The following is a 24,155-nucleotide window of genomic DNA, read 5'->3' on the forward strand; positions in this document are numbered from 1 at the left end:
GCGCTGATCGCTCTACGCGGCCGGCGACTGTGGCCGATCGGCAAAAAGCCACTTGCGCTGCGCTCCAAAGACCGCATCCGGGTAAGGCGACCGGCCGCGGCTGCCGTTGTAGCGGCCCAGGGCCATGAACAAATCGCCCTGCTCACGATCGATGTAGTGACGCAGGATGACGCAGCCAAAACGCAGGTTGGTCTGCATGTGAAACAGCTTACCCGGGTCGCCATCGCCAATCACGCGCGTCCAGAAAGGCATGACCTGCATATAGCCCCGCGCTCCAACGCTGGACACGGCAAATTTGCGGAACCCACTTTCTACCTGGATCAGCCCCAAGACCAGGGACACATCGAGCCCGGCGCGCTTGGATTCGTACCAGACCGTCTGCAGGAAGTCGCGGCGTACTTCCAGGTCCGGTTTGCGCGGGCGCAGGCGATCACTCTGCGTGCCCAGCCACCGCAGGTAGTGCAGGCGCGCTTCGGTGGTAAAAAACTCCGGCTCGGGCGGCGCCTGGTTGGCAATGGCAGAGCTGAGTGCGGTGCGCACCGAGTCCATCAGGGGCTCCTCCAGCTGCCCGCCAGCGTACGCCACCTGCGGAGCGCCCAGCCAGGCGGCGGGCGCTGCCAGCGAAGCCAGCGACACCAGGCAGCCACGCCGCGACAGCCCCGCAGGGCTGCCCGAGGCCGCGGCCGACGGAGCGATGGAGGAGGCGCCGCTCATGCTCATACGGCCATGCGGCCCTTCACATGGGCCAGGATGTCGGCCACGGCCACCTTGGTGGCGGCGGTGTCACGGCGGTGCTGGTACTCGACAACGCCCTCTTTCAAGCTCTTGTCGCCAATCGTCACGCGGTGTGGCACGCCGATCAGTTCCCAGTCGGCAAACATCGCTCCGGGGCGCTCGCCACGGTCGTCCAGGATCACGTCCACGCCCGCGGCCAGCAGGTCGGCATACAGTTGCTCGGCCGTGGCTTTGACGGCCTCGCTGCGGTCCATGCCCACGGGGCAGACCACCACGGTGAACGGCGCAATCGCGTCCGGCCAGATGATGCCGCGCTCGTCGTGGTTTTGTTCAATGGCGGCAGCGGGCAGGCGCGTCACGCCAATGCCGTAGCAGCCCATCTCGAAGAATGCCGGCTTGCCGTCGTCGCCCAGGAAGGTCGCGTTCATGCCCTTGCTGTACTTGGTGCCCAGGTAGAACACATGGCCCACTTCGATACCGCGCTCGATCGCCAGCTCGCCCTTGCCGTCGGGGGAGCGGTCGCCCGCCACCACGTTGCGCAGGTCGGCCACCATGTCGGGCTCCGGCAGGTCGCGGCTCCAGTTGACGCCGGTGATGTGAAAGTCCACTTCGTTGGCGCCGCAGATCCAGTCGGCCATCACAGCGACTTCGCGGTCTGCCACGATCTTCAAAGGCTTCTTCAGGCCGATGGGGCCCAGGTAACCCGGCTTGCAGCCAAAGTGGTCCTCAATTTCGCCCAGCGTCGCGAAGCGGAAGCCCGCCAGTCCGGGCACCTTGCCAACCTTGATCTCGTTCATATCGTGGTCGCCGCGCAGCAGCAGCAGCCACACCTGGGTCTTGACGATCTCACCCGCTTCGTTGGTTTCGTCCGTGGCCAGCACCAGTGACTTGACCGTGGTGTTCAGCGGAACACCCAGCAGTTCTGCCACATCGGCACAGGTGCTCTTGCCTGGGGTGGCTGTTTTGGTCAGCGCCTGCGTGGCTGCGCCGCGTGGTCCGGCGGGGGCCAGCGCTTCGGCCTTTTCCATGTTGGCGGCGTAGTCGCTCTGCGGACAGTAGACGATAGCGTCTTCACCTGTTGCAGCAATCACCTGGAATTCTTCCGACAGATCCCCCCCGATGGCGCCGCTGTCAGCGGCCACGGCACGATAGGTCAAGCCGAAGCGATCGAAAATCCGCCGGTAGGCTGCGGCCATCACCTGGTAGCTGGCCTTGGCGGCCACTTGGTCGCGGTCAAAGCTGTAGGCATCCTTCATGATGAACTCACGTCCGCGCATGAGGCCAAAACGGGGGCGGCGCTCGTCGCGGAACTTGGTCTGGATCTGGTAAAAGTTCTTCGGCAGCTGCTTGTAACTCTTGAGCTCTTGGCGGGCGATGTCAGTGATCACTTCTTCGCTGGTCGGCTGCACCACGAAGTCGCGACCATGGCGATCCTGGATGCGCAGCAGCTCGGGGCCCATTTTCTCAAAGCGCCCCGTTTCCTGCCAGAGCTCAGCGGGCTGCACCACGGGCATGGTCAGCTCGACAGCACCCGCGCGGTTCATCTCTTCACGCACGATGGCTTCCACCTTGCGGATCACGCGCAGGCCCAGAGGCATGTAGTTATAGATGCCAGCGCCCAGCTTCTTGATCAGCCCGGCCCGCGTCATGAGTTTGTGACTGACCACTTCGGCGTCCGCCGGAGCTTCCTTGAGGGTGGAAATGAAGAATTGGGAGGCTTTCATCGGGAGTCGATTGCAGGCAGAACGGGGCCGTCCACTTGCTGCGCGCTAGGCGCCGTGCATAATGGACACAGTTTAAAAATTTGGGGTTTGATTATGCTTGACCGGGACGGCTTTCGGCCGAACGTCGGCATCATCCTGCTCAACCAGAAAAACCAGGTGTTTTGGGGCAAGCGTATACGCACCCACAGCTGGCAGTTCCCGCAGGGTGGCATTGACCGGGGCGAGACCCCCGAGCAAGCCATGTTCCGCGAGCTGCATGAGGAGGTGGGATTATTGCCCAACCACGTTCGCGTGGTGGCCCGCACCCGGGACTGGTTGCGCTATGAGGTGCCTGACCGGTACATCCGCCGCGATGCGCGCGGCCACTACAAGGGCCAGAAGCAGATCTGGTACCTGTTGCAATTGATGGGGCACGACTGGGATCTGAACCTGCGTGCGACCAATCACCCGGAGTTTGACGCTTGGCGGTGGAACGACTACTGGGTTCCGCTGGATGTGGTGGTCGAGTTCAAACGCGGTGTCTATGAGATGGCGCTCACCGAACTGGCCCGCTATCTGCCGCGACACGAGCAGCGCAACCGCTATTTGCGCAGCGGTTTACGCACCCGCGAGGGTGAACATGCGGGCGTCGCCAACATGTTCCGCACAGGCTCCATGCTGGTCAACCCTGGCATGGAACTCCCCCCAGGTGCCAGTTTTGATCCCGATCCTCAAAACAGCATGCCGGGAGAACTCGACGGCATGCCATCGATATCGGACACACCGCGCTGACCCCAGCATCGCACCATGAAAAACGCCTGCAGATGCAGGCGTTTTGTTTTGATGGGCGAATCCGCTCAGTCATGAGTCGGCAATGATCAATGCGCGCAGCCAGTCCCTATGCGCCCTGCGCCAACACGAGATTGTCGCGGTGCACCATTTCCGGCTCAGCCATGTAGCCCAGCAGTTTCTCAAACTCCGTCGACGGCTTGCGGCACAGAAGGCGGGCTTCCGCCGCTGCATAGTTGGCCAAGCCGCGTGCAATCTCTGCCCCAGACCCGTCGCGCACGGCAATCACGTCGCCGCGCGAAAAGTCCCCCTCCACTGCCGTCATGCCGATGGGCAGCAGGCTTTTGCCTTCGTCGCGCACCTTGGCAGCAGCCCCAGCGTCCACCACCACAGACCCACGCAGTTGCAAATGGTCCGCCATCCACTGCTTGCGGGCCTGCTTTTTCTGTGTCTGGGCAACCAGCAAAGTACCCAACGCCTCACCACTCACCAAACGGACCAATACGTCGGATTCGCGTCCCCAGGCAATCACGGTCGATGCGCCAGAGCCTGCAGCGCGCTTGGCCGCCAGAATCTTGGTGATCATGCCGCCTTTGCCAATGCTGGAGCCTGCACCGCCCGCCATCGCTTCCAGAGCAAGATCACCCGCTTTGGCCTCATGCACAAACTGCGCAGACGGATCACGGCGTGGGTCGGCGGTGTAGAGCCCCTTCTGGTCTGTGAGGATGATCAGGGCGTCCGCTTCCACAAGGTTGGCCACCAGCGCACCCAGCGTGTCGTTGTCGCCAAACTTGATCTCGTCATTGACCACCGTGTCGTTTTCGTTGATCACCGGCACCACACCCAAACGCAGCAGCGTGAGCAAGGTGGAGCGCGCATTGAGATAGCGCTCGCGGTCCGCCAGATCGGCATGGGTGAGCAGCACCTGCGCGCTGCCCATCCCCTGCTCGCGCAGCTTGGTTTCGTACATTTGCGCCAATCCCATCTGCCCCACCGCTGCAGCAGCCTGCAACTCGTGGATCTCCTGGGGTCTTGTGGTCCAGCCCAGGCGCTTCATGCCTTCGGCAATGGCACCGCTGGACACCATCACCACCTCACGCGGAGCACCCCCAACACCGCGCACCAGCGCGGCCAGTTGGCGACTCCACTCGCCGATGGCAGTTTCATCCAGTCCACGCCCTTCGTTGGTCACAAGGCTGGAGCCCACCTTCACCACGATGCGGCGGGCATCTCTCAATACGCTGGATACCATTTTGATGTCTTTGATGCCGATAGCGCTACTGCTTTATGCCTGAGTAGCTATTAAAAACGTAGCAATTCCTATCCTCTGAGCGCCGACGCGTCAGGCTGGCGCATCGCCGGCGAAACGGGGATCCACCTCCACCGGCTCGTTCTCCGTGCGCTGCTCGGACTGCACATGGCGGAAGATGGCGTGAATCAGCGGCTCACAGCCCTCACGCGTGAGGGCCGAGATCTCAAACACCGGCCCCTTCCATTTGAAGCGCTTCACAAAATCCTTCACGCGCGCCTCACGCTCATCAGCGGGAACCATGTCCAGCTTGTTCAGCACCAGCCAACGCGGCTTGTTGTAAAGCTGCTGGTCGTATTTCTTGAGCTCGTTCACGATGGCCTTGGCCTGAGCCACCGGGTCCACAGCATCGTCAAACGGTGCCAGGTCCACGATGTGCAACAGCAAACGCGTGCGTTGCAGATGGCGCAGGAACTGGTGGCCCAAGCCAGCGCCCTCAGAAGCTCCCTCGATCAGACCGGGGATGTCGGCTACAACAAAGCTCTGCTCAGGCCCCACCCGCACGACGCCCAGGTTGGGGTGCAGCGTGGTGAACGGGTAATCCGCAATCTTTGGTCGCGCATTGGACACGGCCGTGATGAAGGTGGACTTGCCGGCATTCGGCATACCCAGCAGCCCCACATCGGCCAGCACCTTCAGCTCCAGCTTCAGATTCTTTTTCTCGCCGGGCCAGCCCGGTGTTTTTTGACGCGGGGCCCGGTTGATCGCGCTCTTGAAACGCATGTTGCCAAAGCCGCCATCACCGCCTTTGGCGATGGTGATGACCTCGCCCGGGGTCAGCAGCTCATACAGAACTTCACCCGTCTCGGCGTCGGTGATGATGGTCCCGACCGGCATCTTGAGTGTGATGTCCGTACCCGCTGCGCCGAACATATCGGAGCCCATGCCGTGCTCACCGCGTTTGGCCTCGTGACGGCGCGAGTAGCGATAGTCCACCAGGGTATTCAGGTTGGGATCGGCCACAGCAAACACATGCCCCCCGCGCCCACCGTCACCACCATTGGGACCGCCGAACTCCTTGTATTTTTCGTGCCGGAACGACACGCAGCCATTGCCACCATCACCTGCGGCAATGTCAATAAAGGCTTCGTCGACGAACTTCATGGGGTATCCAGTTTACAAAAGAGGCCGTACTGTCGGCTGCTGCCAATTGTGGCGGAACAGCAGGGGCCATTCCAGGCGCCACAGACCAAAGGCGCACCAGCGACGCGTGCAGACCAAACAACAAAGCCCCGGCAAAGCGGGGCTTCGATGGTTGCCGGAGGAGCAATCCTCAGGCGGGAGTCACATTGACCGTGGACTTGGACAATGCACCCTTGGTACCGAACGACACGTGGCCGTCCACCAGGGCAAACAAGGTGTGGTCCTTGCCAACGCCGACATTGGTGCCGGGGTGGAAACGTGTGCCACGCTGGCGCACGATGATCGAACCAGCGCTGATCAGTTCACCACCGAAGGCCTTGACACCCAGCATCTTTGGCTTGGAGTCACGCCCGTTTCGCGTAGAGCCGCCGCCTTTTTTCTGTGCCATGACTAGCTCCTTCGATTAAGCAGCAATCGCACCGATTTGCAGCTCAGTGAACTGCTGGCGATGGCCTTGGCGTTTTTGATAGTGCTTGCGACGGCGCATCTTGAAGATGTGCACTTTGTCGTGCTTGCCGTGGGCCACGACAGTGGCTTTCACGGTTGCGCCGGACACCAGGGGCGTACCAACCTTCAGTTCAGCGCCGTTGCCGACAGCCAGAACCTGGTCGATCACAATTTCCTGGCCTACGTCCGCAGCAATCTGTTCTACTTTAATTTTTTCGCCGGAAGCAACGCGATACTGCTTGCCGCCGGTTTTTATGACCGCGTACATGTTGACCTCTTGATATGAGTTCTGCAGACGAATTTCCGCAGAGCCCGCGAGTATAGCGCATCTGGCATCACCTCGCCAGCCTCACGCGCATCAGTCAATTCGGCGTGACCAACACGCCACCGCACTCGTCAGGCATGTAGCGGGCCTTCCTATAATTCGGGCACTTTCTGTGACCACCATCTTGACTGACCATACCGCCCCTGCAGCTTCCCCCCTCACGCTCGTTGCACAAGACATGCACGAGGTCGACAAGGTCATCGGTCAGCGCCTGACATCGAGTGTCCCCCTGGTGGCCCAGATCTCGCAATACATCATTGCAGCTGGCGGCAAGCGTCTGCGCCCCGCTCTGCTGCTGATGGTGTGCGGAGCCTTGGGCTACCGTGGCACACATCGGCACAGCCTGGCGGCAGTGGTCGAGTTGATTCACACCGCAACACTGCTGCATGACGATGTGGTGGATGCATCCACCCTGCGCCGCGGCCGCCCCACAGCCAACGAAACCTTTGGCAACCCTGCCAGCGTTCTGGTGGGCGACTTTCTGCACACCCGGTCATTTCAGATGATGGTCGAGACTGGAAGCATGCGCATCATGGAAATCCTCTCCGAGGCTACGAACGTGATTGCAGAAGGCGAAGTGCTCCAGCTGATGAACATGCACGACGCCTCACTGGATGAAGCGGGCTATCTGCGTGTCATCCGCTCCAAAACAGCCAAACTTTTTGAAGCCAGCGCCCGCCTCGGCGCCGTTCTGGCCAACAGCCCCCCCGATGTGGAAGAGGCATGCGCAACTTATGGACAGGCACTGGGTACCGCATTCCAGATCATTGACGATGTGCTGGACTACGACGGCGACACCGCAGAGATGGGCAAAAATCTGGGTGACGACTTGAGAGAAGGCAAATCCACCCTCCCCCTGATCGCCGCCATGGAACGAGGCACCCCCAGCCAGGCGGAAATCGTCCGCCAAGCCATCGAAAAAGGTTCGACCGAACGATTAGAAGAAGTCGTGGGCATCGTCCGCTCGACAGGCGCCCTGGACGTTACCCGCGCCGCAGCCTTCGCTGAAGCGCACCGCGCCATGGCTGCCGCCCGACGATTACCCGCAAATGCCTACTCGGAGGGTTTGCTAGAATTGGCAGCCCAATTGCTGGGGCGGCGAAATTGAAAGAGGCACTAGATCATTCGCGAGTGCTTTTACAAGCTGCGGGGTGTAGCTTAGCCTGGTAGAGCGCTACGTTCGGGACGTAGAGGCCGGAGGTTCGAATCCTCTCACCCCGACCATATATCGCAGTATGGTCGCCTACCAAAATCCCACCCGTTTGTGGCGCCGTTGCCAATATGCGCCGCTGTACAGCCCATGGTTGATCGGTGATGATAGGATGGTTTCTTTTCCACACCTAACACATTCTCGGTTACATGGCCGCTGTTGATACTGCCCTCAAAGAAGCCTCTGCAGTAGCCCTGCCCGGGCTCGGCCGCGCCCTGATGTCTGCGGGCAAGCTGACCCAAAAGTCAGCAGAAGACATTTACAAAAAATCACAAATAAGCCGAACCAGTTTCATTGCTGAGCTGACGGGCTCTGGAGCTGTTTCTGCAGCGGATCTGGCGCACACGGTATCTGCGGTTTTCGGTGCACCCCTGCTCGACTTGGACGCCATTGATCCTTTGCGCCTGCCGAAGGAGCTCTTGGATAACAAGATATGCCAAGCATATCGCGTGGTGGTCCTGAGCAAGCGCAACAACCGGCTGATCGTCGCAACAGCCGACCCGACTGACCAAGAAGCTGCAGAGAAAATCAAATTCACCACCCAAATGGGTGTGGATTGGATTATTGCGGAATATGACAAACTCAGCCGGCTCGTAGAAGCCACCACCAAATCCGCAAGCGAATCCATGGATACGCTAATCAGCGGAGGAGGTGACTTCGCTTTCGATGACGTCTCCATTGAAGATGCGCCTGAAGAAGCGGATACAGGAACAACGGAAGTTGAAGATGCGCCGATCGTCAAGTTCCTGCACAAAATGCTGCTCGACGCCTTCAATATGCGCGCCTCCGATTTGCATTTTGAGCCTTACGAACACCAATACCGAGTCCGTTTCCGCATTGACGGAGAACTCCGCGAAATAGCCTCTCCACCGATCGCGATCAAGGACAAGCTCGCGTCCCGCATCAAGGTGATTTCACGCCTAGATATTTCCGAGAAGCGTGTGCCTCAGGACGGTCGCATGAAGCTCAAGGTGGGGCCGGATCGCGTGATCGATTTTCGGGTAAGCACTTTGCCCACCCTGTTTGGCGAGAAAATCGTGATCCGTATTTTGGATCCGAGTAGCGCCAAGCTTGGGATCGATGCACTTGGCTATGAACCCGTGGAGAAGGAACGATTGCTCCAGGCGATTGGTCGTCCTTACGGAATGATTCTGGTCACAGGCCCTACGGGCTCTGGCAAGACGGTATCTTTATACACCTGTCTGAATCTGCTGAACAAGCCGGGGGTCAATATCGCAACCGCCGAAGACCCTTCTGAAATCAATTTGCCTGGCGTCAATCAGGTGAACGTGAACGAAAAAGCCGGTATGACCTTTGCTGTGGCACTGAAGTCGTTTCTGCGCCAGGATCCCGACATCATCATGGTGGGTGAAATCCGGGATCTGGAAACTGCAGATATTTCCATCAAGGCGGCGCAGACAGGTCACCTTGTGCTTTCCACGCTGCACACGAACGACGCGCCCACGACGCTCACGCGGATGCGCAACATGGGTATAGCGCCGTTCAACATCGCTTCCAGCGTGATTTTGATCACTGCGCAACGTTTGGCGCGTCGATTGTGCCCCGTATGCAAGGTTCCCGCAGATATACCCCATGAGACTTTGGTGGAGGCGGGATACGAGGAACATGACATTGACGGCTCCTGGGTGACCTATCGTCCCGTAGGATGCTCGGCCTGCAATAACGGCTACAAGGGCCGACTCGGCATCTATCAAGTAATGCCTATTTCCGAGGAGATCCAGCGCATCATTTTGCGCGACGGGAGTGCACTGGAGATTGCAGAGCAGGCACGCGCCGAGGGTGTTCGTTCGCTGCGCGAATCCGGGCTCTACAAAGCCAAATTGGGCCTGACTTCCCTTGAGGAAGTTCTGGCCGTCACCAACGAATAGCATCCACGGACGAGGGCACCATGGCGACCGCAGCATCAACCAAAGATATCAAGGATTTTGTCTTCGAGTGGGAGGGCAAGGACCGCAACGGAAAGATCGTTCGTGGCGAAATCCGCGCGGTCGGAGAAAACCAAGTGCAGGCGACTTTGCGTCGCCAAGGGGTTTTCCCCACCAAAATCAAGAAGCGCCGCATGCGTTCGGGCAAAAAAATCAAGCCCAAGGACATTGCGCTGTTTACCCGCCAGCTGGCAACCATGATGAAGGCTGGCGTACCTCTGCTGCAGTCCTTCGACATTGTGGGTCGAGGCAATACCAATGCCAGCGTCACCAAGCTGCTCAATGACATCCGGTCCGATATCGAGACAGGGACATCACTCAACGGGGCTTTCAGAAAGTATCCGATGTACTTTGACAGTCTCTACTGCAACTTGGTAGAGGCGGGCGAGGCTGCGGGTATTTTGGAAGCCCTGCTGGATCGGCTGGCTACGTACATGGAGAAAACCGAGGCGATCAAATCGAAGATCAAGTCGGCACTCATGTACCCCATTTCCGTGGTGATTGTGGCTTTCGTGGTGGTGACCGTCATCATGATTTTCGTCATTCCAGCGTTTAAAGAGGTCTTCACTTCGTTTGGAGCCGACCTCCCCGCCGCCACCTTGTTTGTGATGGCGATCAGCGAGGTATTTGTCAAATGGTGGTGGCTGATTTTCGGTGTCATCGGAGGGGGCTTCTACTTTTTCATGCAGGCATGGCGCCGCAGTGAAAAGGTACAGATGTTCATGGATCGACTTCTATTGCGGCTTCCTGTGTTTGGTGCCTTGATCGATAAGTCCTGCGTTGCGCGCTGGACTAGGACGTTGTCCACCATGTTCGCCGCGGGCGTGCCGCTGGTGGAGGCGCTTGACTCGGTGGGTGGGGCCGCTGGTAACTCGGTGTACTCTTTGGCCACAGATAAGATCCAGCAGGAGGTTTCCACGGGTACCAGCCTCACCGCCGCAATGGGCAACGCTAACGTTTTCCCCTCCATGGTGCTTCAGATGTGCGCGATTGGCGAAGAATCCGGCTCTATCGACCACATGCTTGGCAAGGCTGCCGACTTCTATGAAGCTGAGGTGGATGACATGGTGGCTGGCCTGTCCAGCCTGATGGAGCCCATCATCATCGTGTTTCTGGGTACGCTCATCGGCGGTATCGTGGTATCGATGTACCTTCCCATCTTCAAGCTCGGTCAGGTCGTGTAATGGCGCTGGAAGCATGGTTGGATGCCGCTATCGGCGGCGTGATTGGTTTGCTTTTCGGCAGTTTTCTGAATGTGGTGATTTACCGCCTTCCCAAAATGATGGAGAGGCAATGGGCGGCAGAGCTGGCGCAAGTCGAGGCATCCAACCAGGGCAAAGAGCTACCCGAGGACACGCAGCCCACCTTCAACCTCATGACACCTCGGTCCCGCTGCCCGGCTTGTGGGCATGTGGTGCGGTGGCATGAAAACATTCCTGTCTTAAGTTATCTGTTGTTGCGCGGACGTTGCTCGTCCTGCAAAACACGCATCAGCCCCCGCTACCCGATGGTCGAACTGGCAACGGGAGCGCTGTTCTTTTTTTGTATCCACCGCTGGGGCGCGACGCCTGCGGGGTTGGCATGGTGCGGCTTTTCGGCGGCCCTGATTGCTCTGGCGTTCATTGACTGGGACACCACGCTTTTGCCTGATGACATCACCTTGCCTTTGCTCTGGGCAGGGTTGCTGGCGTCTGCCCTGCAATGGACTAGCGTACCGTTGTTTGCTTCCGTCATGGGCGCTGCGGCAGGATACCTGTCGCTCTGGCTGGTCTACTGGGGCTTCAAGTTGGCGACAGGCAAAGAAGGCATGGGCTACGGCGACTTCAAGCTGTTTGCAGCATTGGGCGCATGGTTTGGCTGGCAGGCGCTGGTGCCGATCATTTTGATGTCTTCAGTGATTGGCGCCATCATCGGGATCGCAATGAAAATTTTCAGCAGCTTGCGTGAGGGTGGCTACATTCCGTTCGGCCCCTTCCTGGTGGGTGCAGGGCTCACCGCGATGGTGTTCGGCCCCAACGCCATTTTGAGTACAGTGCTCGGTCTTCTGGGGCTCTGACGAACTCTCATGCCAACCCACCGACAGCCCTTGCGCCTGGGTCTGACCGGCGGCATCGGTAGCGGCAAGAGCACCGTAGGCCAGATGATGGCGTCCTTGGGTGCAAGCCTCATCGACGCCGACCAGATCTCCAGGGAGGTGACTGGGCCGGGCGGTGCGGCCATGCCTGCCATTCGAACTACCTTTGGTGAAGCATATGTTGATGCATCGGGTGCGCTGGATCGTGCGCGCATGCGGCAACTGGCCTTCAGCCAACCGCAGGCGCGCAGCCAGCTGGAGGCCATCGTGCACCCCTTGGTGGCCTTGCAAAGCCAGCAACAGATTCAACAGGCACTACAGTCTGGCTGCCGATGGATCGTGCACGACATCCCGCTGCTGACGGAGTCTGGGCGGTGGGCGCGCCAACTCGACGCCGTGGTCGTGGTGGACTGCACAGAGCAGACCCAGATCGCGCGGGTCATGCAGCGCAGCGGTCTGTCTGCCGAAGCTGTGCAAGACATCATTGCCTCACAAGCTACGCGCCCAGCGCGCAGGGCGGTGGCCGATGTGGTGATTGCCAACGAAGCACATTGCTCGCTAGAGCAGTTACGGGCTGAGGTGCGGCAAGTGGCCACGCTGTTCGGGCTATGATGCGTACGAAACCGTTTGTGCTTTCACCCCATGCCGTGCGCCACCGGCGTCAGAATACTCCCTGAGCCTCCAGGAACCCGCCAGCGTGATCCTTTACGAATACCCCTTTAACGAGCGTCTCAGAACCTATCTGCGGCTGGAGCAGCTGTTCCGCCGCTTGGGGGAGTTGATCCCCCGGCCTCACGCGCTGGACCACCATTTCGCCTTGGTGACGATTTTCGAGATCATGGATGTGGCCGCCCGGGCCGATCTGAAGTCGGATGTGCTCAAGGACATCGAAAAGCACAAGCACCAGCTCGACACGTACCGAGGCAACCCCTCCATTTCTGAAGCCGCACTGGACGCGGTGATCAGCCAGTTGGACCGGTGCTTCGTGGCACTCAACACCCAAAGCGGCAAGTCGGGCCATGCACTGACGGAAAACGACTGGCTGATGAGCATCCGCAGCCGCATCGGCATTCCGGGCGGAACCTGTGGCTTTGACCTGCCAGCCTATTACGCGTGGCAACATCACCCCCCGGCGGTGCGTCAGCAGGCCCTTGAGGAATGGGCCTCCACGTTGGCGCCCCTCGCTGAGTCGATCTATGTGCTGCTCAAGCTGCTGCGCGATTCAGGCGTGCCCCAAAAGGTCGCTGCAGAACGCGGACAGTTTCAGCAGAATCTGCCCCAGGGCCGCACCTTCCAGCTGCTGCGGCTTCGCATCGACCCAGCGCTGAACCTGATCCCGGAAATCAGTGGCAACCGTCTGATTGTCTCGGTGCGGCTCATGCGGCTGGAAGGCGATGGACGCCTGCACGCCTGCAACGAAGATGCGGCGTTTGAACTGACCCTGTGCGCGTAGGCCTTAGCCAGCCCTAGCCCAGAGACTGAATCGCGCCAAAGCCCGCTAAAGATCGGGCGGGCCGACTTGAGCAAGAGGATCACCCCAGGATGCCCCACTCACCAGCCCCTTCCTCGCAGGCGCGTATCGTCACCTGCCCCAACTGCGGCGGAGATAGCGTGTACAGCGCTGCGAATGTATACCGTCCGTTTTGCAGCGAGCGCTGCAAGCAGATAGACCTTGGCGCATGGGCCAGCGAAAGCTTTCGCATGCCCACCGAAGCGCCTCCAGACGACGCACCCCATGGCGACCCGCGCCAGCAACATTGAACAAGGTCAGAGGCGATCCTCAGGCACCGTTTCCAATAAAACCAGCGCAAGCGCAAGTAATGCAAGCCTGAGAAGCTACAAATTCAATAGCAAAACCGTTCCACGCACAGCCGGGAATCTCATCCCGCCGCAGACTGCAGACCCCGCTCCTCAGCCAGCCATTGCAACACCGGATAGGCACCGGGCAACACCGGGGACACCGTGATCGGCATTTGCTGCCAGGCCATGGCCTGGCCTTCACGCATCTCGAATTCGCCAGTCCACTTCCAGACCTTGCACCAGTGCAGCCGCACCAGTGCGTGGGGGTAATCGTGTTCGGTCACTTTCCAGACGCTGGCCGGGCCGATGGTCACGCCCAGCTCCTCGATCAGTTCGCGGCGCAGCGCCTGCTCCACGGTCTCGCCCGCCTCCAGCTTGCCACCCGGAAACTCCCAGTACCCCGCGTAGGGCTTGCCCGGCGGGCGGGTGGATAGCAGCATCGCGCCGTCTGCGCGCAGCAGGATGCCCACGGCCACTTCGGTGTGTTTGCGTTCGGCAGTGGCCGGGACGCTGTCTGGAGCGAGATGTTCAGCCGCCATGTCGCCCCGCATAGTCACGCGCAAACTGGTACGCCACACGGCCGCTGCGCGAGCCACGCTCCAGCGCCCAGACCAGGGCCTCAGGCCGCGCCTCCTCAATGGCCTGTGCGGGCACACCGAACGACAACAACCACTGCGCCACGATGGTCAGGTACTCCTGCTGGCTGAACGGGTAGAAGCTGACCCACAGGCCAAAACGCTCCGACAGCGAAATCTTCTCCTCCACCACCTCGCCCGGGTGCACCTCGCCGTCTTCGGTGTGGGTGTACGTGAGGTTGTCGGCCATGTACTCCGGCAGCAGGTGGCGCCGGTTGCTGGTGGCGTAGATCAGCACGTTCGGCGTGGCGGCCGCCACCGAGCCGTCCAGGATCGACTTGAGCGCCTTGTAGCCTGGCTCGCCGTCCTCAAAACTCAGGTCGTCGCAGAAGACGATGAATTTCTCGGGTCGGTCAGACACCACATCCACGATGTCCGGCAGGTCGGTCAGGTCGGCCTTGTCCACTTCAATCAGGCGCAGGCCTTCGGCTGCGTAAGCGTTCAAGCAGGCCTTGATCAGCGACGACTTGCCAGTACCGCGCGCACCCGTCAGCAGCACGTTGTTGGCGGGCTTGCCCTGCACAAACTGCTGCGTATTGCGCTCGATCTTTTCTTTTTGCGGATCGATTTCCTTGAGGTCTGCCAGCCGCATCGCTCCCACGTGGCGCACGGGTTCCAGCGTGCCATGCCCACTGCTGCGCTTGCGGTAGCGCCAGGCAATGGAGGCGGACCAGTCGGGTGCTCCCAGCGGCTGGGGCAGCACCGACTCGATGCGGGCGATGAGCTGCTCGGCACGCTCGACCAAACGTTCAAATTTTTCGTTCATTGTGGCGACATGCGCTAGTTGAATATGCCTCAACAGCTATCATAAAGATAGCAAACCCAACTCACGAGCGGTAGTCGGCGTTGATGGTCACGTACTCGTGGCTGAAGTCGCAGGTCCACACCGTGTCCGCTGCGGTACCGCGCCCGAGTAGCACCCTCACGGTGATCTCGCTCTGCTTCATCACCCGCTGGCCGTCTTCTTCGCGATAGGCAGGATTGCGCCCCCCTTGCAGCGCCACGTGCACATCGTCCAGGTACAGGTCGATGCCGGTCTGGTCCAGGTCGTCAATGCCGGCGTAGCCCACGGCCGCCAGGATGCGGCCCAGGTTGGGGTCGCTGGCAAAAAAGGCCGTCTTGACCAACGGCGAATGGGCAATGGCGTAGGCCACCTTGCGGCACTCGTCGCCAGTCTTGCCGCCTTCGACCCGCACTGTGATGAACTTGGTCGCCCCCTCGCCGTCCCGCACGATGGCCTGCGCCAGCTTTTGTGACACCGAGAGCATCGCAGCCTTGAGGGCCTGGCCGTCCGCGCTGTCGAGCGAGGCCACGGGCGCATGCGCTGCCTTGTTGGTGGCAACGACCACGAAGGAATCGTTGGTCGATGTGTCACCGTCAATGGTGACACGATTGAAAGAGCCGTCAGCCAGTTCGCGCGCCAGTTGCTGCATGACGGCGGGCGCCACGCAGGCGTCCGTGGCCAGGAAGCCCAGCATGGTGGCCATGTTGGGGCGGATCATGCCCGCACCCTTGCTGATGCCCGTGATGGACACCGTGGCGCCACCGATCTGCACCTGCGCAGAGAACGCCTTGGGCAGTGTGTCGGTGGTCATGATGCCCTCGGCGGCACGGGCCCAGTGGCTGGGCTGCGCATCGGCGATGGCGGCGGGCAGTCCCGCTTCGATGCGGTCGTTGGGCAGCGGCTCCATGATCACGCCGGTCGAGAACGGCAGGATCTGCTCGGGCGCCACGCTCAGCTGACGAGCGAGCGCAATGCAGGTGGCGCGCGCACGCGCCAGGCCGTCAGCCCCGGTACCTGCATTGGCGTTGCCCGTGTTGATGACCATGGCGCGAATGGGCTGGCCGCTGCTCAAATGCTCACGGCTGATCTGCACCGGCGCTGCGCAAAAGCGGTTCTGCGTGAACACGCCAGCCACGCTGGCGCCCTCGTCCAGCAGGAACACGGTGAGGTCCTTGCGGTGGGCCTTGCGGACACCAGCTTCGGCAACACCGATGCGCACCCCGGCGATGGGGTGCAGATCGGCAGCAACGGGGGCGACTAGATTGACGGGCATGGGGGTCTTTCTCAAAAAACTGCGGCCGATTATCCGGAAAACCGTGGCGCGCCAATGAAAACACGGGCCGAAGCCCGTGTTGTTTGGATCAGCAAATCAAGCCAGCTTGCCGTGGCACTGCTTGTATTTCTTGCCGCTGCCACAGGGGCAGGGGTCGTTGCGACCCACACGCATACCTTCGGGCAGCGCTTGCTGGGCCACGGTCTGTGCATCCACCGTGGTTTCCACCTCGCCGGTTTCGGTAGGCGCGGTATAGGTCACGTTGGCAATGCTCTCGGCGCGCTGCTCCATGTCTTGCGCGGCCTGGTCGAGCTGCGCCTGCGACTGCACCTGCACGGTCATGAGGATCTTGGTGACCTCGTTCTTGACTTGGTCGATGAGCTGGCGGAACAGTTCGAAAGCCTCGCGCTTGTACTCCTGCTTGGGCTGCTTTTGCGCATATCCGCGCAGGTGGATGCCCTGGCGCAGGTAATCGAGTGCGCTCAGGTGATCGCGCCAGTTGGAGTCAAAGTTCTGCAGCAGCACCACACGCTCAAACTGCGTGAAGTTCTCGCGGCCCACCTGCTCGACCTTGGCATTGAAGGCAGCGTGCGCGGCCTGCAAGACCTTGTCCAGGATCTCGTCGTCGGTGATCGCATTGGCGCCCTGCACTTCCTGCTGCAGCGCGATTGGCACCTGCCATTCTTCTGCGAGCGCCTTTTCCAGCGCGGCCAGATCCCACTGCTCTTCCACCGATTCGGCAGGCACGTACTGGCGCACCAGATCGGTCATGCAGTCTTCGCGCATGGCCGCAATCACATCCGACAGGTCAGACGCGTCCAGGATGTCGTTGCGCTGCTGGTAGATCACCTTGCGCTGATCGTTGGCCACATCGTCGTACTCCAGCAACTGCTTGCGGATGTCGAAGTTGCGGGCCTCCACCTTGCGCTGGGCCGATTCGATGCTGCGCGTCACGATGCCCGCTTCAATGGCTTCGCCATCGGGCATCTTCAGGCGGTCCATGATCGCCTTCACGCGGTCGCCCGCGAAGATGCGCATGAGCGAATCGTCCAGGCTCAGATAGAAACGCGACGAACCTGGGTCGCCCTGGCGGCCCGAACGGCCACGCAGCTGGTTGTCGATGCGGCGCGACTCATGGCGCTCGGTGGCGATGATGCGCAGGCCGCCCAGCGCCTTGACCTTCTCGTGGTCCACCTTCCACTGCTCACGCAGCGCGGCCACCTTGGCGGCACGGTCGGACTCGGACAAGGATTCGTCGGCTTCGATGGCCGCCACATCCTTCTCGATATTGCCGCCCAGCACGATGTCGGTACCACGGCCAGCCATGTTGGTGGCGATGGTGATCATGCCCTCGCGACCGGCCTGGGCCACGATGTCGGCCTCACGGGCGTGCTGCTTGGCATTGAGCACCTGGTGGGGCAGGCCTTCCTTGTTCAGCAGCTGGTCGATGATTTCGGAGTTCTCGATCGACGTCGTGCCCACCAGCACGGGCTGGCCGCGCTCATGGCATTCGCGAATGTCCTTGATGGCGGCTTCGTACTTCTCGCGCGTGGTCTTGTAGACGCGGTCCAGCTGGTCGTCGCGCTTGCTGGGCCGGTTGGGTGGGATGACCGTGGTTTCCAGGCCATAGATTTCCTGGAACTCGTAGGCTTCGGTATCGGCCGTACCCGTCATGCCGGCGAGCTTGTTGTACAGGCGGAAATAGTTCTGGAACGTGATGGAGGCCAGTGTCTGGTTCTCGGCCTGGATGTTCACGCCTTCCTTGGCTTCCACGGCCTGGTGCAGACCTTCACTCCAGCGGCGGCCCGACATCAGGCGGCCGGTGAACTCGTCCACGATCACGATCTCGCCGTTTTGCACCACGTAGTGCTGATCGCGGTGGTACAAGTGATTGGCCCGCAGCGCTGCATACAGGTGGTGCATCAGCGTGATGTTGGCCGGGTCGTACACCGAGGCGCCTTCGGCGATCAGGCCGTGGGACGCCAGAATGCGTTCGGCAGTTTCGTGGCCCTGCTCGGTCAGAAACACCTGGTGGGTTTTTTCGTCCAGCGTGAAGTCGCCGGGCTTGGTCACACCCTCGCCTGTGCGGGGGTCCGCCTCGCCTTCCTGACGCACCAGCAGGGGCACCACTTTGTTCATCGCGATGTACATCGCCGTGTGGTCTTCGGCCTGGCCACTGATGATGAGCGGCGTGCGGGCTTCGTCGATCAGGATCGAGTCCACCTCGTCCACGATGGCAAAGTTCAGGCCCTGTTGCACACGGTCCTGCGCTTCATAGACCATGTTGTCGCGCAGGTAGTCAAAGCCGTATTCGTTGTTGGTGCCGTAGGTGATGTCGGCACGGTACGCAGCCTGCTTTTCTTCACGGGGCATGTTGGGCAGGTTGATACCCACCGTGAGGCCCAGGAAGTTGTAGAGGCGCCCCATCCACTGCGCATCGCGGTTGGCGAGGTAGTCATTCACCGTCACCACGTGCACGCCCTTGCCCGAGAGGGCATTGAGGTACACCGGCAGCGTGGCCGTCAGGGTCTTGCCCTCGCCAGTGCGCATTTCGGCGATCTTGCCGAAGTGCAGCGCCATGCCACCGAGCAGCTGCACATCAAAGTGCCGCATCTTCATGATGCGCTTGGACCCCTCGCGCACCACGGCGAAGGCTTCGGGGAGGATGCTGTCCAACGACTCGCCCTTGGCCACACGGTCCTTGAACTCCTGCGTCTTGGCCCGGAGCTGCTCGTCCGACAGCTTCTCGTAATCGGGCTCCATCGCATTGATGCGGGTCACCGTCTTGCGGTACTGCTTGAGGAGCCGGTCATTGCGGCTGCCGAATATTTTGGTGAGGAAGTTGGTGGCCATGCGAACAGGACCGCCTGCCCCGCTGCAATCAGCGCGCCAAGCGACCGAAATCCCTAAGATGAATTGAGTTCAGATGGGTCCTGCGACCGATATTGCAAGCATTGCAACTGCGGGCAGAGAACGCCGGACCCGCGATTTTACCTGCCCGGTGCCGGTGCGGCTGGCTGTCCTGCCAACGTGGAGGGCTGAATGGCGGCTACCTGTGCGCCAGTGGCCGTACCGCCCGCATTCAGGAACTTCTGTGGGTCCTGGAAAACCCCCTGCACCAGCACCTCAAAGTGCAGATGCGGCCCCGTCGAGCGGCCGGTGGTACCGATCTCCGCAATCTTTTGCCCGCGGCGCACGATGTCGCCCTGCTTGATCAAGACGCGCGAGGCATGGGCATAGCGCGTCACCAGCTGGTTGCCATGGTCAACCTCGATCATGTTGCCGTAGGCGGGGTGGTACTCCTGGGTAACAACCACGCCTCCGGCGGCCGCCAGGATGGGTGTGCCGGTGTCGGCCTGGAAATCCAACCCGGTGTGCAAGGCCGACTGCCCCGTAATGGGATCGACCCGCCAGCCAAAACCCGACCCTGCGACACGCCCCGTGACGGGCGCATGGGTCGGAATCATCTTCTTGCGGATGTGCTGGTCAAACAGACGGGACTCCAGCACCGTCATCAGATCCACACGCTGGTTGGTCAGGCGCTCCAGATCATCCAGGGTGGTTTGCAGCTCTTCCATGGACAGGTTGCGCGCGCTCACGAGGGCGCCGCCGCGGGCATCCGCTTTCTGAATGTCAGCAGGCGCCATGCCTGCCAAGCCCAGCACACGGTCTCCGAGGGACTCCAGCTGCACCATGCGCGCTTGCATTTCACCCACACGCCGGGCCATGGCATCGAGATTGGCGCGCATGAATCGGTCACGCTCGGCAAACTCATCCTTGACCACAAGGCGCACCAGCGAGCCCACGATAGGCCACCCTTCACGCGCCCCTTTCAGAAAAACCCAGTGGTAGAGCCCTGCAGCCACCACCATCAGGCACAGCGACACAGCAAGCCCCGCCAGGACCAAGCGCGTGCCAGACAAATGAATGGCCCGGCTGCGCGCCAGTCTGGCGTCCGTGATAATCAAATGCACTGCCAATACTCCACGCCCGAAGACTCCACACCATGAATCGCCGCCACTACGCCGTCACCCTGCAGCAAGCCAGCGAGGAATCCCCCACGCTGGCAAAGCTTACAGCGCTGACACGCGACTCCAGTGATCGGCTCAAGGCCATTGAATTGCTGATTCCCGCCGCGTTGCGCCCAGCGGTGCAGGCAGGCCCCATTGACGGGGACAGCTGGTGCCTGCTGGTCAAGAGCAACGCTGCGGCGGCAAAAATACGCCAACTGCTGCCTGCTTTGCAGGCGCATCTGCGCAGTCGGGGGTGGGAGGTTAACGCGATTCGCCTGAAAGTTCAAACCTGACGACCAGGGCGTCAGTGCCAGGGAATGCAAAAAGCAAGAGAAATGGTGCCGGTTGTCGGAATCGAACTGACGACCTACCGCTTACAAGGCGGGTGCTCTACCAACTGAGCTAAACCGGCGAAGGCAGTATTTTATCCTGTAAAAACCGCCCGAAATTTGAAACAGCAGCTATTTGATGCGCTTCAGCGAGGGGCGTGCTCCACCTTGAGCAGGCGGCGGCCGAGGAGCGTCGCCCCCATCATCCTTGTGGCCATCTTCCACACCCACCAGCTGCACGACACGGTCTTCGGCAGGCACGGCAGCAGTCGCCTCTTCCGTTTGCATCGGCGCGGGGGACGCAGCAGCAGACAGTGCAGAGGGAGCCCCCTCCGCAGAAGTCAACAGATCCACCGGTGGCGGGAACGCCATACCTTGACCGTTCTCACGGGCATAGATGGCGATCACACGGCCGACTGGCACCAGGATTTCGCGGGGCTTGCCACCAAAACGCGCCTTGAATTCAATAAATTCGTTGCCCAGTTGCAGCGCGCTGGTCGCATCAAAACTGATGTTCAGAACGATCTCGCCATCCTTCACATACTCGCGCGGCACCTGCACGGAGTCGTCCACACGCACCGCCACGTAAGGCGTGAGCCCATTGTCGGTACACCATTCGTACAGGGCGCGAATGAGATAGGGGCGCGTGGAGGTCGATTCCTGTGCGGTCATGGATGGCGGTACTACAGCTGCTATGGAAGGAGGGAAGTCTGCAGGCCGCTGCTTACTTGCGCATGACCTTTTCGGACGGCGTCAGCGCTTCAATGTAAGCCGGGCGCGAGAAGATGCGCTCAGCGTACTTGAGCAGCGGGGCCGCATTCTTGGACAGATCAATGCCGTAGTAGTCGAGGCGCCACAGCAGCGGCGCGATGGCCACGTCCAGCATCGAGAAGTTGTCGCCCAGCATGTACTTGTTCTTGAGGAACACCGGGGCCAACTGCGTCAGGCGGTCACGGATGTGGGCGCGCGCCTTTTCCAACGCTTTCTCATTGCCCTTGGTCGCACGCGATTCGAGCGTGTTCACATGCACGAACAATTCCTTCTCGAAGTTGAGCAGGAACAGGCGCACGCGGGCGCGGTCCACCGGGTCACCAGGCATCAGTTGCGGGTGCGGGAAGCGTTCGTCGATGTACTCATTGATGATGTTCGACTCGTACAGGATCAGGTCGCGCTCGACCAGGATCGGCACCTGGCCGTACGGGTTCATTACGCTGATGTCTTCGGGCTTGTTGTACAGGTCCACATCGCGGATTTCAAAGTCCATGCCTTTTTCAAACAGGACAAAACGGCAGCGGTGGGAGAAGGGACAGGTCGTACCCGAGTAAAGCACCATCATGGTGGGAGGCTCCTAAAAATCAAAAGAGTGGGACGCCAAAAGCGCCCACTCTGTAATAAATCCGACGGCACCCCGCAGGGTGCTAGCGATGGATCTGGCGTTTACTTGACGTCCTTCCAGAACGCAGCGTTCAAGCGCCAAGCAATGATCGTGAACACGCCCAGGAACATCAGCACCCAGACGCCCACGCGCCAACGGGTGTTCTGCGCGGGCTCGCCCATCCACTGCAGATAGTTCACCAGATCACCAATATTCTGATCGAATTGCAAAGGCGTCATCGTGCCTGGTGTGATCTGCTCCCAGCCCTTGAACACATGGGTCTTGTGGCCGTGGCTCTCGTGTTCTTCAAACACGGGACGACGTTCGCCCTGCAACTGCCACAGAACATGGGGCATACCGACGCTGGGGAAAGCCAGGTTGTTCCAGCCGGTGGCCTTGGTGTCGTCGCGATAGAAGGTGCGCAGGAAGGTGTACAGATAGTCAGCCCCCGTGCCGCCGTGGCCTGCACGCGAGCGTGCGATCACGGTGAGGTCGGGCGGATTGGCACCAAACCATTCCTTGGCCTGCTTGGGATCGATCGACGCCTTCATGGTTTCACCCACCTTGTCGGTGGTGAACAGCAGGTTGTCCTTGATCTGCTGCTCGGTCAGGCCGATGTCGCGCAGACGATTGAACCGCATGTAGGCCGCCGAGTGGCAGCTCAGGCAGTAGTTCACGAACACCTTGGCACCGTTTTGCAGCGAGGCCAGGTCGTTGGTCTTGTTGGGCGCCTTGTCCCAGGCAATGGTGTCGCCACCCGCCGCATGGGCAGCACCGGCGACCAGACCCACAGCGGCGATCAACGTGAGGATGATTTTCTTCATTGTTGTTATCTCCAGGCTCAGTGCGCCACAAAGGTCACGCGGTCGGGCACGGGCTTGGCTTCGCCAATGCGGCTCCACCAGGGCATCAGCAGGAAGAAGCCGAAATAGAACAGCGTTCCCACTTGCGACACCCGCTCGCCGATCGGCGATGGTGGCTGCACACCCAGGTAGCCCAGGATCAGGAAGATGATCACGAACACGCCGTACAAATACTTGTGCCAGTCAGGACGGTAGCGGATCGACTTGACAGGGCTGTGATCCAGCCAGGGCAGGAAGAACAGGATGATCACAGCGCCACCCATCACCACCACGCCCCAGAACTTGGCATCGATGGACAGCATCATGGCGATGACCACCACGGCCGCACCGGCGATACCCGCCTTCACGAAGCTGGGCAGCTTGGCCTTGAGCACGCCAAAACCGGCGCCAGCGACCACGCACAGCACGAGCACGTACATCATCTCGGTGGTGATGGCACGCAGCATCGAATAGAACGGCGTGAAGTACCAGACCGGGGCAATGTGGGCCGGGGTCTTGAGCGGATCCGCAGGGATGAAGTTGTTGTATTCGAGGAAGTAACCACCGAACTCAGGAGCAAAGAACACCACGGCCGTGAATGCCATCAGGAACATGCTCAGCGCGAAGATGTCATGCACCGTGTAGTAGGGGTGGAAGGGCACGCCATCGAGCGGCTTGCCATGGGCGTCCTTGGGAGCCTTGGGGCCCTTGATTTCCACACCATCGGGGTTGTTGGAGCCCACGTCGTGCAGCGCCAGCAAGTGCGCCACCACAAGGCCCAGCAGCACCAGGGGCACGGCAATCACGTGGAAGCTGAAGAAGCGATTCAGCGTCGCATCGCCCACCACATAGTCGCCACGGATCAGCAGAGCCAGATCAGGACCAATGAAGGGGATGGCTGCGAACAGGTTCACGATCACCTGGGCGCCCCAGTAGGACATCTGTCCCCAGGGCAGCAGATAACCCATGAAGGCTTCGGCCATCAGGCACAGGAAGATCGCGCAACCGAAGATCCAGACCAGCTCGCGCGGCTTGCGGTAGCTGCCGTAGATGAGGCCACGGAACATGTGCAGGTACACCACCACAAAGAACGCCGAAGCGCCCGTGGAATGCATGTAGCGGATCAGCCAGCCCCAGGGCACATCGCGCATGATGTACTCGACCGACGCGAACGCGAGGTTGGCGTCCGGCTTGTAGTGCATGACCAGGAAGATGCCGGTCACGATCTGGATCACCAGCACGACCAGCGCCAGCGAGCCGAAGATGTACCAGAAGTTGAAGTTCTTCGGAGCGTAGTACTCCGACATGTGGACCTTGTAGGCGTCAAAGGCCGTCGGGAACCGGTTCTCGAACCAGTTGGTGACCTTGGCGCCTGCGGAGGCGTTCGGCGAGATTTCTTTGAATTCGTGGGCCATGTCGTTCT

Annotated in this window: 24 protein-coding genes and 2 tRNA genes; 10 read left to right on the plus strand and 16 right to left on the minus strand. The window is 60.6% G+C overall.

What is annotated here, in order from left to right; genetic code table 11:
- Positions 1 to 12: 12 nt before the first annotated feature.
- Positions 13 to 720, minus strand: coding sequence for a lytic transglycosylase domain-containing protein (locus tag ACTJKQ_RS16505; protein WP_082565084.1), 708 nt, complete (start codon positions 718 to 720; stop codon positions 13 to 15).
- On the minus strand, positions 717 to 2,459 hold the full coding sequence (locus tag ACTJKQ_RS16510) for a proline--tRNA ligase (RefSeq protein ID WP_108498333.1): 1,743 nt from the start codon (positions 2,457 to 2,459) through the stop codon (positions 717 to 719). The genes ACTJKQ_RS16505 and ACTJKQ_RS16510 overlap by 4 nt, the downstream gene beginning before the upstream one ends.
- A 93-nt stretch (positions 2,460 to 2,552) precedes the next feature.
- Here ACTJKQ_RS16510 and ACTJKQ_RS16515 point away from each other — a divergent pair, with 93 nt between their 5' ends.
- The gene (locus tag ACTJKQ_RS16515) at positions 2,553 to 3,230 is read left to right on the plus strand and encodes an RNA pyrophosphohydrolase (RefSeq protein WP_108498332.1); all 678 of its coding nucleotides are present in this window, start codon (positions 2,553 to 2,555) and stop codon (positions 3,228 to 3,230) included.
- Between the two features lie 106 nt (positions 3,231 to 3,336).
- On the opposite strand, the gene proB is transcribed toward ACTJKQ_RS16515, so the two are convergent.
- The 4 genes from proB to rplU all read right to left on the minus strand — a co-directional run bounded on the left by proB (position 3,337) and on the right by rplU (position 6,394).
- Positions 3,337 to 4,479, minus strand: coding sequence for a glutamate 5-kinase (gene proB / locus ACTJKQ_RS16520; RefSeq protein ID WP_056060322.1), 1,143 nt, complete (start codon positions 4,477 to 4,479; stop codon positions 3,337 to 3,339).
- Between the two features lie 90 nt (positions 4,480 to 4,569).
- On the minus strand, positions 4,570 to 5,640 hold the full coding sequence (gene cgtA, locus ACTJKQ_RS16525) for an Obg family GTPase CgtA (RefSeq protein WP_056747278.1): 1,071 nt from the start codon (positions 5,638 to 5,640) through the stop codon (positions 4,570 to 4,572).
- 169 nt (positions 5,641 to 5,809) lie between these two features.
- On the minus strand, positions 5,810 to 6,067 hold the full coding sequence (rpmA, locus tag ACTJKQ_RS16530; RefSeq protein ID WP_005794180.1) for a 50S ribosomal protein L27: 258 nt from the start codon (positions 6,065 to 6,067) through the stop codon (positions 5,810 to 5,812).
- Between the two features lie 15 nt (positions 6,068 to 6,082).
- A complete protein-coding gene (gene rplU / locus ACTJKQ_RS16535; protein WP_005794184.1) occupies positions 6,083 to 6,394 on the minus strand; it encodes a 50S ribosomal protein L21 in 312 nt (103 codons plus the stop codon).
- Positions 6,395 to 6,629: 235 nt separating this feature from the next.
- Between rplU and ACTJKQ_RS16540 the strand changes: the two genes are divergently transcribed.
- The 8 genes from ACTJKQ_RS16540 (at position 6,630) to ACTJKQ_RS16575 (ending at position 13,442) form a co-directional block, all read left to right on the plus strand.
- Positions 6,630 to 7,559, plus strand: coding sequence for a polyprenyl synthetase family protein (locus tag ACTJKQ_RS16540; protein WP_440597461.1), 930 nt, complete (start codon positions 6,630 to 6,632; stop codon positions 7,557 to 7,559).
- 39 nt (positions 7,560 to 7,598) lie between these two features.
- Positions 7,599 to 7,675, plus strand: a tRNA-Pro gene (locus ACTJKQ_RS16545).
- 135 nt (positions 7,676 to 7,810) lie between these two features.
- A complete protein-coding gene (gene pilB, locus ACTJKQ_RS16550; protein ID WP_056060313.1) occupies positions 7,811 to 9,550 on the plus strand; it encodes a type IV-A pilus assembly ATPase PilB in 1,740 nt (579 codons plus the stop codon).
- Positions 9,551 to 9,570: 20 nt separating this feature from the next.
- A complete protein-coding gene (locus tag ACTJKQ_RS16555) occupies positions 9,571 to 10,791 on the plus strand; it encodes a type II secretion system F family protein (RefSeq protein WP_056060310.1) in 1,221 nt (406 codons plus the stop codon).
- Entirely contained in the window at positions 10,791 to 11,663 is an 873-nt protein-coding gene (locus ACTJKQ_RS16560; RefSeq protein ID WP_440597462.1) for a prepilin peptidase, read from the plus strand. The genes ACTJKQ_RS16555 and ACTJKQ_RS16560 overlap by 1 nt, the downstream gene beginning before the upstream one ends.
- Positions 11,664 to 11,672: 9 nt before the next feature.
- Positions 11,673 to 12,293, plus strand: a complete 621-nt coding sequence (gene coaE, locus ACTJKQ_RS16565; RefSeq protein WP_440597463.1) for a dephospho-CoA kinase — start codon at positions 11,673 to 11,675, stop codon at positions 12,291 to 12,293.
- An 85-nt stretch (positions 12,294 to 12,378) separates the two neighbouring features.
- Complete coding sequence (gene zapD / locus ACTJKQ_RS16570; protein WP_056060302.1) at positions 12,379 to 13,134, plus strand: cell division protein ZapD; 756 nt, start codon at positions 12,379 to 12,381, stop codon at positions 13,132 to 13,134.
- An 89-nt stretch (positions 13,135 to 13,223) separates the two neighbouring features.
- Complete coding sequence (locus ACTJKQ_RS16575; protein WP_440597464.1) at positions 13,224 to 13,442, plus strand: DNA gyrase inhibitor YacG; 219 nt, start codon at positions 13,224 to 13,226, stop codon at positions 13,440 to 13,442.
- Between the two features lie 119 nt (positions 13,443 to 13,561).
- On the opposite strand, the gene ACTJKQ_RS16580 is transcribed toward ACTJKQ_RS16575, so the two are convergent.
- From ACTJKQ_RS16580 to ACTJKQ_RS16600, 5 genes are all read right to left on the minus strand, one after another.
- Positions 13,562 to 14,020, minus strand: coding sequence for an NUDIX domain-containing protein (locus tag ACTJKQ_RS16580; protein ID WP_440597465.1), 459 nt, complete (start codon positions 14,018 to 14,020; stop codon positions 13,562 to 13,564).
- A complete protein-coding gene (locus tag ACTJKQ_RS16585; protein WP_440597466.1) occupies positions 14,010 to 14,882 on the minus strand; it encodes an ATP-binding protein in 873 nt (290 codons plus the stop codon). The genes ACTJKQ_RS16580 and ACTJKQ_RS16585 overlap by 11 nt, the downstream gene beginning before the upstream one ends.
- A 61-nt stretch (positions 14,883 to 14,943) precedes the next feature.
- Positions 14,944 to 16,173: a bifunctional glutamate N-acetyltransferase/amino-acid acetyltransferase ArgJ gene (argJ, locus tag ACTJKQ_RS16590; RefSeq protein ID WP_440597467.1), complete on the minus strand. Its 1,230-nt coding sequence runs from the start codon at positions 16,171 to 16,173 to the stop codon at positions 14,944 to 14,946.
- Between the two features lie 96 nt (positions 16,174 to 16,269).
- Positions 16,270 to 19,026, minus strand: coding sequence for a preprotein translocase subunit SecA (secA, locus tag ACTJKQ_RS16595; protein WP_056747269.1), 2,757 nt, complete (start codon positions 19,024 to 19,026; stop codon positions 16,270 to 16,272).
- Positions 19,027 to 19,163: 137 nt separating this feature from the next.
- A complete protein-coding gene (locus ACTJKQ_RS16600) occupies positions 19,164 to 20,147 on the minus strand; it encodes a M23 family metallopeptidase (protein WP_108498321.1) in 984 nt (327 codons plus the stop codon).
- A gap of 32 nt (positions 20,148 to 20,179) precedes the next feature.
- Between ACTJKQ_RS16600 and ACTJKQ_RS16605 the strand changes: the two genes are divergently transcribed.
- Positions 20,180 to 20,479, plus strand: coding sequence for a hypothetical protein (locus ACTJKQ_RS16605; RefSeq protein ID WP_056060290.1), 300 nt, complete (start codon positions 20,180 to 20,182; stop codon positions 20,477 to 20,479).
- Between the two features lie 43 nt (positions 20,480 to 20,522).
- On the opposite strand, the gene ACTJKQ_RS16610 is transcribed toward ACTJKQ_RS16605, so the two are convergent.
- The 5 genes from ACTJKQ_RS16610 to ACTJKQ_RS16630 form a co-directional block, all read right to left on the minus strand.
- Positions 20,523 to 20,598: transfer RNA gene (locus ACTJKQ_RS16610), tRNA-Thr, on the minus strand.
- Positions 20,599 to 20,647: 49 nt separating this feature from the next.
- Positions 20,648 to 21,187 (minus strand): ClpXP protease specificity-enhancing factor, encoded by a 540-nt coding sequence (locus tag ACTJKQ_RS16615; protein WP_146869865.1) that lies wholly within the window; start codon positions 21,185 to 21,187, stop codon positions 20,648 to 20,650.
- 52 nt (positions 21,188 to 21,239) lie between these two features.
- A complete protein-coding gene (locus ACTJKQ_RS16620) occupies positions 21,240 to 21,851 on the minus strand; it encodes a glutathione S-transferase N-terminal domain-containing protein (RefSeq protein ID WP_005794209.1) in 612 nt (203 codons plus the stop codon).
- A gap of 101 nt (positions 21,852 to 21,952) precedes the next feature.
- Positions 21,953 to 22,714 (minus strand): cytochrome c1, encoded by a 762-nt coding sequence (locus ACTJKQ_RS16625; protein ID WP_099731102.1) that lies wholly within the window; start codon positions 22,712 to 22,714, stop codon positions 21,953 to 21,955.
- Positions 22,715 to 22,731: 17 nt separating this feature from the next.
- Positions 22,732 to 24,147, minus strand: a complete 1,416-nt coding sequence (locus tag ACTJKQ_RS16630; RefSeq protein ID WP_440597468.1) for a cytochrome b — start codon at positions 24,145 to 24,147, stop codon at positions 22,732 to 22,734.
- Positions 24,148 to 24,155: the final 8 nt, after the last annotated feature.

This window comes from Acidovorax sp. 22279, assembly GCF_052045435.1.
Classification (GTDB): Bacteria; Pseudomonadota; Gammaproteobacteria; order Burkholderiales; family Burkholderiaceae_C; genus Acidovorax; species Acidovorax delafieldii.